The organism is Campylobacter troglodytis (genome assembly GCF_006864425.1).
Taxonomy (GTDB): domain Bacteria; phylum Campylobacterota; class Campylobacteria; order Campylobacterales; family Campylobacteraceae; genus Campylobacter_D; species Campylobacter_D troglodytis.
On sequence record NZ_QHLI01000002.1, the window covers coordinates 98,404 to 109,493 of the forward strand.

9 protein-coding genes are annotated in these 11,090 nt (G+C 37.8%); 3 read left to right on the forward strand and 6 right to left on the reverse strand.

The window, feature by feature from the left end; all coding sequences use genetic code 11:
* Window positions 1-105: 105 nt before the first annotated feature.
* A complete protein-coding gene (gene ileS / locus DMC01_RS00960; protein ID WP_142692435.1) occupies window positions 106-2,865 on the reverse strand; it encodes an isoleucine--tRNA ligase in 2,760 nt (919 codons plus the stop codon).
* Window positions 2,866-2,956: 91 nt separating this feature from the next.
* On the opposite strand from ileS, the gene DMC01_RS00965 reads away from it, so the two are divergent.
* Together DMC01_RS00965 and hemJ are read left to right on the forward strand one after the other, a co-directional pair.
* Complete coding sequence (locus DMC01_RS00965) at window positions 2,957-4,039, forward strand: CinA family protein (protein WP_142692436.1); 1,083 nt, start codon at window positions 2,957-2,959, stop codon at window positions 4,037-4,039.
* 1,867 nt (window positions 4,040-5,906) lie between these two features.
* Complete coding sequence (hemJ, locus tag DMC01_RS00970) at window positions 5,907-6,353, forward strand: protoporphyrinogen oxidase HemJ (protein WP_142692437.1); 447 nt, start codon at window positions 5,907-5,909, stop codon at window positions 6,351-6,353.
* Between the two features lie 311 nt (window positions 6,354-6,664).
* Here the strand turns inward: hemJ and DMC01_RS00975 are convergent, their stop codons facing one another.
* Both DMC01_RS00975 and DMC01_RS00980 read right to left on the reverse strand, forming a co-directional pair.
* Window positions 6,665-7,987, reverse strand: coding sequence for an MFS transporter (locus DMC01_RS00975; protein ID WP_142692438.1), 1,323 nt, complete (start codon window positions 7,985-7,987; stop codon window positions 6,665-6,667).
* The gene (locus tag DMC01_RS00980) at window positions 7,954-9,159 is read right to left on the reverse strand and encodes an NAD(P)/FAD-dependent oxidoreductase (RefSeq protein WP_246058926.1); all 1,206 of its coding nucleotides are present in this window, start codon (window positions 9,157-9,159) and stop codon (window positions 7,954-7,956) included. Before DMC01_RS00980 ends, DMC01_RS00975 begins: the two co-directional genes overlap by 34 nt.
* A 529-nt stretch (window positions 9,160-9,688) precedes the next feature.
* Between DMC01_RS00980 and DMC01_RS15690 the strand changes: the two genes are divergently transcribed.
* Window positions 9,689-9,811 (forward strand): hypothetical protein, encoded by a 123-nt coding sequence (locus DMC01_RS15690; RefSeq protein WP_282432212.1) that lies wholly within the window; start codon window positions 9,689-9,691, stop codon window positions 9,809-9,811.
* Window positions 9,812-9,943: 132 nt separating this feature from the next.
* Here DMC01_RS15690 and DMC01_RS00985 read toward each other — a convergent pair whose 3' ends face one another.
* The 3 genes from DMC01_RS00985 to DMC01_RS00990 all read right to left on the reverse strand — a co-directional run.
* On the reverse strand, window positions 9,944-10,408 hold the full coding sequence (locus tag DMC01_RS00985) for a cupin domain-containing protein (protein ID WP_142692443.1): 465 nt from the start codon (window positions 10,406-10,408) through the stop codon (window positions 9,944-9,946).
* Window positions 10,409-10,445: 37 nt separating this feature from the next.
* Complete coding sequence (locus tag DMC01_RS13025) at window positions 10,446-10,613, reverse strand: hypothetical protein (protein WP_185908564.1); 168 nt, start codon at window positions 10,611-10,613, stop codon at window positions 10,446-10,448.
* A 230-nt stretch (window positions 10,614-10,843) separates the two neighbouring features.
* A partial coding sequence (locus DMC01_RS00990) for an aldo/keto reductase (RefSeq protein WP_185908568.1) occupies window positions 10,844-11,090 on the reverse strand: 247 nt, incomplete at its 5' end.

Genomic DNA, 11,090 nt, shown 5'->3' on the forward strand with positions numbered 1-11,090 from the left:
TTGTGTGGTAAAATCACTATTGTTTTTAAAAATAGCCTAAAATTGTTAAAAAATTCACAGCTTTTATCTCCGAATTTGTGTAATTTTTTTAAATTCACAAAATTTTCACGCATTTTTCATAACCCTCGCACATCTAGCACAAAGGGCTTCCTCGTTTTTTGCTTGAAATTTCCAGCACCTTGGGCATTTATGATGAATGGCTTTTAGTATTTTAAATTCAGCATTTCCCACATTAAAAGAAGCCAAAGCCTCAGTATTTTCAAGGCTTTTTATCTCACTAACCATAAAAAAGTCCTCAATGTCCTCTAAATCCTCGCTTAAAAGCTCGTTGGCACTTGTTTGTAAGCAAAGTTCAAGGGTTGATTTTATGATTTTATCTTTCTTTAAAATGTCAATTTGTTCTAAAAACTTCTCCCTTGCAGCTAACAATAACTCATCATTTATGCCCTTAAATTCATACTCAAAGCCATCTTGCCAAATCAAGTCAAAAACATCCTCTGCCTTGCCCTTAATGATGGCATTTGAATGCTCCAAAGCCTCATCCACAGAGTAGGTCAAAGTCGGTGCAAGTAGCATTAAAAGCTGCTTTGCTATGAGAGCCATTGCACTTTGAGCTGAAACCCTGCGTTTTGAAGCCCTCTCATCGCAGTAAAGCCTATCCTTGCAAATGTCAAGGTAAATTCCGCTTAAATCAACTATTAAAAAATTCATCAAGGCATTGTAGCCCTTGGAATACTCATACTCATCAAAGGCAGCTTTTACAGCCTTAAAAACGCTACTTGCCCTATTTAAAATCCACTTGTCAATGAGTGTCAAATGCCTTGTTTCTAAAAATTCTAAATCATTTGTGTTTGCGAGTAAAAAGCGGAGGGTGTTGCGAATTTTTCGGTATTGCTCGGCTACTTGTTTTAGTATGTTTTCTGAGATTTTTAAATCAGCTGAATAATCACTTAGCATTATCCATAGCCTTAAAACCTCTACCCCATAAGTCTTTGCGACCTTTTGCGGGTCGATGACATTGCCCTTGCTTTTACTCATCTTTTGCCCCTTATCATCGATGGTAAAGCCGTGCGTTAATATGTGCTTGTAGGGGGCTTTTTCGTTGATTATGCAAGAAAGCAAAAGCGAGCTTTGAAACCAGCCTCTGTGCTGATCTGAGCCTTCTAAATACATACTTGCAGGAAAGTCATTTCCCTCAAAATGTTTGGATTTTAAGACCCCATTCCAAGTGCTGCCGCTATCAAACCACACATCCAAAATGTCCTCAATCTTTTCTAAATTCTCTGCCTTAAAACTTGAATTTACGGGCAATAAATCTTTTATTTCAAGCTCCCACCAAGCATCAGCACCCTTTGTTTCAAAGATTTGAGCCACATTTTCTAAAATCTCATCATCTAAAATCACCTCTTTTGTCTTTTTATCCCTAAAAAATGCCAAGGGCGTGCCCCAGTCTCTTTGCCTTGAAATGCACCAATCAGGACGCTTTTCTATCATAGAGCCTATGCGGTTTATGCCACTTTGAGGGTGAAAATGCACTTTTTTTAGCTCCTCGCTTGCAAGTTGCCTTAAAGTCTTGCCGTTTAATTTTGGCTCATCCATAGCTATGAACCACTGCTTTGTGGCTCTGTAAATAACGGGCTTGTGCGTCCTCCAGCAATGCGGATAAGAGTGAATGAAACGAGATTTTTGCAAGACGCTATCCCCTAAAAGCTCGATGATTTTATCATTTGCCTTAAAGACGTGAAGCCCTATGAACTCATCAAGGACATCTTGTGGCATTAGCTTTTTTTCACGTAAAGTCTCATCAAAGCACCCCCCGTCATCAACAGGCATCAGAGTCTCTATATCATAAGCAAGGCAGGCATAATAATCATCCTCGCCGTGTCCAGGAGCTGTATGCACTAGCCCACTGCCTCCGTCCATAAGCACATATTCGCCCATAATAAACAAGGACTTCCTTGAATTCAAGGGATTTATGGCGTGAAGCCTTTCTAGCTCTGTTGCCTTAAACTCTTTTTGCACCTTGCCCTTTGACAAGCCCTTTTGCACCATACTTTCAAAAAGAGGCTTTGCGAAGATTAGCCCCTCCTCGCTTAAAACATAATTTTCATTTGGATTTAAGGCTATGGCTTGATTTGCAGGCAGGGTCCAAGGCGTGGTAGTCCAAATGACAGCCCTTGCTTTCTTTACGCCAAGCTTTTTTAAGGCATCGCTATCAAGCTCAAAGCCCACAAAGAGCGAGTAATCCTCTTTGTCCTCATACTCTACCTCAGCCTCTGCAAGGGCTGATTTTGCTGCCCAGCTCCAAAACACAGGCTTGCTTCTTTCGATTAAAAGCCCTCTTTTTGCTACCTCGCACAGGGTACGGAAAATGCTTGCCTCAAAGGCATAGCTCATTGTAATATAGGGCTTATCCCAATCCCCTAAAATCCCAAGCCCCTTAAATTCAGCCTTTTGTATGTCTATGAATTCTTGTGCGTGCTTGCGGCAAAGGGAGCGAATTTCTTTTTTGCTAGCATTTTTTTTGTCCTTTAATTTCATCTCAACTTGTTGCTCGATAGGCAGTCCGTGGCAGTCCCAGCCGGGCGTGTATGAAATTCTTTCACCCTTAAAATAATGCGTTTTTACTATGCTTTCTTTTAAGATTTTATTTAGTGCGTGTCCTATGTGAATGTGTCCGTTTGCGTAGGGGGGTCCGTCGTGCAGCACAAAGCTTGAATTTGCCTTTGCATTTTTTGCCTTCATCTTTTTATAAGCATAATCTTGCTTAAACCATTTTTCAAACCGCTTGTTTTCTTTGTTTGCCAAATCTGCTCTCATCTCAAAGCTTGTATTTGGAAGTAGTAGGGTGTCTTTGTAGTTCATTGATCTGCCTTGATTTGTTTTGGTAATTTTACTTAATTTGTGTTTAAATTTGACTTTATTTTGGCTATAATTCATAGAAAAAAGAGAAAAAATGAGACATTTGCTTTTGATAATAGGGGCTAAACTAAAACTTAACAAAAACTACAAAGACTACATAATTAGGCAGTATAAGGCTGTATTTAAGGAGCTAAATGAATGCCTTTGCTTTGATAAAAGCACCAAAGAACTGCCCTTTTTGCTTGAAGCTTGGAGTAATGAGTATGATTTTATCACCATCTTTACAAGCAGCGAGCTTTATGGAACAAATGCAAAGATAGTAGCTACCTTGGGCGAGGATTCCTTGGTGCTTAAAAATGAGCTTTTGGTGCCTAGCAAGGCTATAAAATGGGTTGAAAATAGCTTTTTGATGCAAATTGGTTCTTGTCAGATCAATGTCCTTAAAAGCTCTATCAATGAAAAACTGCCTCCCTTGCTTTGCGAGGTGAAGCATAATTTTGACTTTTTTTGTCTAAGGGATATGGATGAAGAAAGTGTGCTTATACTGCTTGATAGTCTGGCAAAATCCTACGAAATAGAGCTTTTAAGCCTTTCTCTTTTGGAAAATCTTGTTTTAATCAAGGCCGTGGGGGCTAAATTTAGCAATCTTGAAAGCTTTTTGCAAGCCACAAAAACGCTTTTTAATCAAAAGATCATTTGGGGGGCTGATCCCATTGAGTTCATAGCCTCAAAGCTCATTGAAAAAAAGCTTAAAATCTCCTTTGCTGAAAGCTGCACGGCTGGGCTTTGTGCTAGCGAACTTGCCCGATTTAACGGCATTTCAGCCATCTTTGAGGGCTCGCTTATAAGCTACTCAAACCGCTTAAAAAACGAGTGGCTAGGCGTTAGCGAGCTTGTTTTACAAAATGAATACAGCGATAAATGCGTTTATTTTATGCTAAAAGGCACCTTTAAGACAAGCGATTGCGATTTTGCCCTTGCCATTAGTGGAGTAGCAGGAGATAGCGATGATAGAGGAGTGAAGGCAGGAACTGTTTTTATAGGGGCTATGTATAGGGATGGATCATTCTTGCAAGAGAGTTTGCATTTTAAGGGAGATAGAAATTTCGTTCGTTATCAAACGGTTTTGGCTAGCTTTATGTTGATGATAAAATTAAAGCCTGAGATCTTTTTTTGAGATCTTTCATAGCTTTTTTATAAATTCTTGGCTAATTTTAATTGAAGCTAATTTTGTCCTATCATTTTTGGCAAGATCTTATATAAGACTCAAGACAACCTAAATGATTAATTTATTCTCATTTTTAGCAAGAATTTATGTAAGGCTTGAGCTTGAATTTTGACCTTGTATTTATTTTTATCTCTTTTAAATTAAGCATAAAATTTCTTTGATTCCCTTAAATTTAGCTAAGCTATGTTTGATAAAAGCTCTTCTACTGTGCAGTTGCAAGAGCACGAAGCAAAAAATTCACAGTTTCCGTTGATATGCTTTCATACCGTTGCAAACTTGAATTTAGCATATTTTACCCTATAATGAGCCTTTGCTCCTTCTACTACACAGTTACGAGCCCGGCCTTGTAAAAATAGCCCTTAAAAACTTTCATCACTCAGTTTCTAATGAAACTTCGATGTGCTGATTTTTTGCATTCTTTTGTAATTAAAATTCTAAGTTGTTTAAAAATCTTAGATAAAAAATTTGTAAAATATGACAGTTTTTTGCAATTTTAATGGCTTTGTATCAAGGCAAATATTTAATAAGCTATTGCAAACTTAGCCTTTAAAATTCAACAACATACTTGTTTTTCACCTTGTAAATCCTAACTTAAAGCTATTTTATGTAGTTTAAGTTAAATTAAAGCTTAATTTTTTCTCCACACTAGATCTATGATGACAACTGCTCTAAATTCTCGCGAATCTTATAAAAGTCGCTTCGTCATAATTTTGTGAATTTGAGCGTGAATTTTTTGAATTTAAGGCTGAATTTTGTGAATTTTCTTTTAAATTTTCGCCACACTTTGATAAATTCAGCGAATTTTATAATTTTATTTCTTTGTAAGCTAAATGTGCCTTGTTAAAGCTTGAATTTTTTGAATTTAAGGCTGAATTTTCAGCCAAATTCAGGGATTTTAAGGCTGAATTTTATGAATTTTTCGCATTTTGTGAAGTGCATCTATGGCAAAAACATCGTTTTATAGGGCTTCTCATTTGTGAAAGGCTATGTTGTAGGATTTTGCTAGTGTAATTACCCTTTGTGTGCCTATGACATAAAGTGTGATTTAAAACTCTATAAATGCCTTAAACAAAGGCTCTAAATTCACGCCCTTGTCGTCTTCGATAAGGCATTTCTGAATTCATCAGTATTTAAAAGGGCTTTGCTAAATTAATTTTTGCTTGAAAAGGACTTGCTATCAGTATTTTAGAATGAAATTTCGTTTGTGGTTGAAGCCTTGAATTTATCATCATAAATGCCAAAAGCACCGAATTTTTTACCCAAAATTCTTGCCATTGCTGAGTGGTTTTACCATATCCAAAAAGCGATTTTTCATACCTGAACCCTTTTTTATACCCTTAAAAATTCACAGTGAATTTTAATTGTAATTTTTAAAAAAATTAAAAAAATTAAAAAAATTAAAAAAATTAAAAAAATTAAAAAAATTCAAGCCCTCATTTTAAGCCCTTTAAAAAGGCGAATAATCCAAAAAAGAATGCTAAAATTCAGTGGACACCTCGCTTGATAGTCAAAAATCCCCCTTGTTAAAAATCGCTTATCTTTGCTAGTTTTAGGATTTTTGCCTTGCTTGAATTTAATCAAAAATTCACGCATTGGCTAAAATTTTTAAACCTATGTGAATTTTTTTTAAGCCCTCATAAAAGGCTTTATTGCCGGCTTTTAAGCTACTCTCAACATTTAATGACAAAGCTTGATATGTTGTAATGATTAAGGCATTTTTTAAGTACAAAAGCTAGCTTAAAAGAAACACAACCTAAACAAAATATAAGCCTTCATTAGCCAAAATGCCTTAAAATTCACCCTCAAAGGAGAGAGGATGAGTTTTATAAATGAATATTACATATGGTTTAAGGCTGTGCACTACATAGGCTTTGTAACCTGGATGGCTGGGCTTTTTTACCTACCAAGGCTCTTTGTTTATCACAGCGAAAACAAAGACAACCCAGCCTTCACCTCAATCATAAAAATACAAGAAAGAAAGCTTTACAAAGGCATACAAACACCAGCTATGGCTTTAAGCCTAATCACAGGGCTTTGTATGCTAGTAGCAAACAAAGATCTTTTAGCCCAGCCTTATTTTCATGTTAAACTTAGCCTTGCTGTGCTTTTACTGATCTATCATTTTGATACAAGCAGATATTTAAAACAGCTTCAAAATGATAGTTGCAAAAGAAGTGGGAGATTTTTTAGGCTTTATAATGAGATCCCAACCCTACTATTCATAGCCATAATCATAAATTTCGCCCTTGCTGGGGTGCTTTAAAATTGAATTTAAACTCATAAAAGCTTTTCAAGCTTGAATTTTCTTCAAAGTAGCTAGCCTTTAAGAGCTTTTTAAAAGTTTTTAAATAGCTTTTTAAATAGCTTTTAAATACAGTTAAATGACCTTAAATTCAGGCTAGTTCTTAAATTTAAGCTTGTTTTAAATTTTTTAACTAGCCAAAAAACAAGGTGCTTTTATCGTACTTCATCAAGCTCAAAATAACAAAGCCTTTAAGTTTCTTAATCTTACCCGCAACAACAAAAGAACCTTACATATTTTAATTGTAAGGAAAATTTAAAATCAAAAAACCCTTAATTTGATCCCCTTTGTGTCTCAGGTGCAAAGATCTGACAAAAAATTCCTGCAAAAAGCACGGTTGCAAAGACAACCCAAAGTGCTAATTCTATAGAAAAACTCTCAGTTATCACAGGCAAGAAAAAGGTCCCCAAGGCACCACTTATCCTAGAACAGGCTATCACAAGCCCAACCCCAGAAGCCCTTAAAGCCGTTGGAAAAAGCTCAGGCGTATAAGCAAACTCAAGCACCCCAGCCCCTGCTAGTATGCAAGAAAACAAGGAAATTAAAATGATAACTGCAAAAGAAGGAAGCGTGCCTGTAAAGCTAGCTAAGATGATCATAATAAGAGCCAAGGCATAAAAGCTTCCCACCAAAAAAAGCCTCCTTGAAATCTTAGTGATAATATAAAAGCCAAGCACAGAGCCTATAAATAAAAAAATATTATAAACTATGCCACCAAGATAAGGATCCTCAACATTTAAAACCTTTAAGATAATGGGTATAAAGGTGCTTATGGCAAAGTATGGGATAACTTGTGCCCCATAAAAAACTATGCCAACAAGGGTGTTTTTAAGCCATTTTGAGCTAAAAAGATCAAAATACCTACTACTTTTTTGTTCTTCTTCTTTTTCAGGCAAGATGACATTAGCACCAAAATACCTCTCTAAGACCTCTTTTGCCTCTTGTATCTTGCCTTGTTTGATTAAAAAATAAGGACTTGAAGGACAGTTAAACCTAAACAAGGCCACGACAAAACTAGGCAAGGCTGAGCTTAACAAGATATACCTCCAAGCCTCATCTCCAAGATTTTGCATCCCATATCCCACCACATAAGCAAGGGCATACCCTCCAACCCAACCTATCATCATGGCTGAAAGAAGCCTTCCTCGGTATTTCTTAGGTGTAAGCTCATTTACCAAGGATATGCCTACTACATAATCAGCACCCAAAACAAGCCCTAAGATCAAACGCAAGATAAAAAGCTCAAAGGCTGAGCCTACAAAAAACTGTGCCACTGAGATCAAAGCAAAAAGAGGCATGGTACACACAAAAATAGGCTTTCTACCTATCTTATCAGCTATAAACCCAAAGATCAAAGAACCAAAAAATAGCCCAAGCAAGGAAGCAGCCCCAATGGCTCCCAACCACCAAGAATCAAGATCTAAGGATCTTTGAGCCAATATCATAGTAATGCCTATGATGCCTAGTATAAAGCCATCACAAAACTGCCCTCCAATGCCAGAAAAGCCTATTCTCAAATGAGTTTTATTAAGAGGCAGATCCTCAAAATTCACAGCCCTCATCACAGATCCCCTGCTGCTCGTTTTTGCTCCCACCAAAGCCTTAAATTCGCACCTATGCTTCTTAGAGGATCAGGTGGGATATAGCTTGGCTTTGCGGTTTTTAGGATAAAATCAAGAGTGGATGAGCTTTCCTTTGCTATGAGATCTACTAAATACCTTGCAAGATAAACGCCCTTTGCCATTCCTACTCCATTACTAGCACTAATAGCATATACATTTTCTGCCACCTCACCAAACAAGCTTTGATGATTTAAGCTCATACACAAAACGCCTCCCCAGGTATAATCAAATTTCTTATGTTTAAGCTTTGGAAATCTAGCCTCAAAGGAAGCCCTTGTGCTATTGTAAGCCCTTTTTAGATCATGATCAGAACAAGTTAAATTTGGACGAAAATCAAGTAAATTTCTAACAAAGATCCTTCGATCAGGTGTAAAACGCACAGTTGTTCCTGCTGGATGAGCTGAGGTTAAGCCATAAGGCCTTATGTTTGAAAAATGCCTTGTAAATTCATCGTTGCTTAACTCCTCTGTCATTGAGGCATAGGTAAAAATGGGAGCAAGCTTGTTTTTAGCTAGGCCAAAAACTTCTAAGAAAGGATCAAGCGTTAAAATGCAAGTTTCATATTTTATACTAGCATTTGCTGTTTTTAAAAGCTTTTTCTTAAATTCAAGCACAGGGCTTTTTTCAAAAACCATAACATTTTCAGGCAAGTTTTTAACAAGCCCACGAATCAAAGCACTGGGATTCATTAAGATATTATCAGGGGTGAAAATAGCCTCCTTGTAATAACTAGTCCCAAGCCTTCTTTCTAGCTCATCTCCTACAAGTCTTTCAAAGGCAAAGCCACAAGGTCTTAGATGGGCTTCAAAGGCATCAAGCCCTGCTATGTTTGAGTCTTCGTGAGCACACATATATTTTCCAGCCTTTTGCCAAGAACAGTCAATATTATGCTTATCTACAAGCTTACTTAGATAATCAATTGCATAGCAATTTAGCTCATAAATTTTCCTATCATACTCAACATTTGGCTCGTTTCCATCAAGATTATGCGGAAGATCTATGATAAAACCAGCATTTCTACTACTTGTTCCTTGTCCTATTTTAAGAGCTTCTATGAGGGCTATCTTGGCATTTTTGTATTTATGGGCTAAAAAATAAGCCGCACTCACCCCAGCAATACCAGCTCCAACTATGACAAAATCCACCTCCAAATCAGATTCAAGCCTCTTACCTAGGATCTGATTTTTATCCCTACAAAGCTCAAACCAAGCTATTTTTCATCCACATTTGGAAGATGCTTAATCTTGCTCATCTTTGCTCCTTTGTTTTTGTGCCTATTATAGCACGGTGCGAGAAATTAAAAAAAAAAAACAAAAAGCCTTGTGAATTTATTAGCCTTATAACAAAGTGTAACAGTGCAGATTAAGGAATACGGATAAATTCACGCAAGGTATATTCAGATCACGGATTACGGAGTACAGATTATGGATAAATTCACGCAGAGCGTGAATTTTAAAGCTATGAATATGGAAAAACGCAAAATTGCAAGAATTTAAGCAAATAGCGAACAAGGCGAACGGACGAAGTTTGTTTTGAATGGCAAGAAATGTTAAATTACAAGCCGAACAAGAGTTGATAAGGCGAACAGACAAAGTCTATTTTGAATGGCAAAAACGCAAAATTACAAGGATTTGAACGAGAGCGGACAAGGCAAACGGACGAAGTGTGTTTTGAATGGCAAGAAATGTTAAATTACAAGCCGAACAAGAGTTGATAAGGCGAATGGATGAAGTTTGTTTTTGCTATGAATTTGACAAGGCGAAGTATTGCGAGACGATTTTAAGGGTTGTGCAGTGAAAATCGAACAAGGCTAGGTAATGAAACCTGCCGCCGTGAGATTTTCACAAACTCCCTTAAAAGCGTCCGCAAGAATTCGCCGTTACAAAACGGACAAAAAGCCAAGAGGACAAGCCGTTAAACAAAAAGTCCTTATTTAAAAGCCTTTTTCAGCACTTCTTTATACTCTTTATCGCTTACCTTTTCAAGCCACACAACATTTTTGCCGTCCTTAACGCCTGTAAGTGCTATGTGCGAGCCACTTTGTTTGTCTGTTGCACCGTGAAAATGCCTTAAATTCGGCGGACAAAGGATGGTATCGCCCTTGGATGCTAGCTGCACCACGCCTTCTTCGGTAGCTGTGATGATGACGCCTTCCGTTACGATGAGCGTTTGCCCTGCAGGATGCGTGTGCCAAGCACTTCTCGCCCCCGCACTAAACTCCACAAGTGCGCCTCCAAAGGGACGAAAGTCTGTGCTACCAAACATTCGAGTAACTTTGACCTCGCCTGTGAAAATCTTGCTATCGCCCTTTGAGCTAGTTAGCGAGCCAAATTTCACTAACTCTTGCGAATTCTCGCTCTTGGCTAAATTTGCTGTGTCAGCTGCATTTGCCATACTTAAACCTCCTACAATCGCCATTAAAGCGATGATTTTAAATTTTGCAGTCATTTCTGCTCCTTTCTTTTTTCGGCTTGTCTTGCGGACGCTTTTGCGGGGAGACACTTCGCAAACTTCGTGCGGATGAACTACATTGTTCTATCCGCACTCGTTCGCTCGTGCGTAAGCCAAAAATCGCCTCGCAATACTTCGCCTCATACACTCTCGTTCAAAACACACCTTGTGCGTGAATTTTTTGGCAAATTTGCGTAAAATTCACGGAATTTTGCAATTTTTTGAACACCATTTGACAAGGCGTTGTATCTTGAGTGGATTTTTGTCGTTTTGAAGTTAAAATCGAGCAAGGCTAGGCAATATAGCCTGCCGTAGCGAGATTTTAACGAAATCGGCAAAAAGCCGCCAAGAGACAACGCCGTTACAATTTCTAAACCCCTATTTTCCACTAAAAACAGGAAAATATGAATGTTCGCCGTAATCCCTAAACGCCAGCCCTTTCAGCACCCCCATATCCGCCTCACTTATGCTAAAATCAAGCTGAGCGTTACTTGCTATGTGGGCAGGATTTGCACTTTTTGGCAGGGGGCAAACTCCAAGTTCTAAGCAGTAGCGAATGCAAAGCTGAGGCACTGAAACGCCGTAGTTTGCGGCGATTTTCATAAGTCTTTCGTCTTTTAAAAGC

Bases quoted from the DNA above. Each gene is read 5' to 3' on its own strand.
- ileS (WP_142692435.1), bottom strand. From the start codon at position 2,865: ATGAACTACAAAGACACCCTACTACTTCCAAATACAAGCTTTGAGATG.
- DMC01_RS00965 (WP_142692436.1), top strand. From the start codon at position 2,957: ATGAGACATTTGCTTTTGATAATAGGGGCTAAACTAAAACTTAACAAA.
- hemJ (WP_142692437.1), top strand. From the start codon at position 5,907: ATGAGTTTTATAAATGAATATTACATATGGTTTAAGGCTGTGCACTAC.
- DMC01_RS15690 (WP_282432212.1), top strand. From the start codon at position 9,689: ATGGCAAGAAATGTTAAATTACAAGCCGAACAAGAGTTGATAAGGCGA.
- DMC01_RS00985 (WP_142692443.1), bottom strand. From the start codon at position 10,408: ATGGCAAATGCAGCTGACACAGCAAATTTAGCCAAGAGCGAGAATTCG.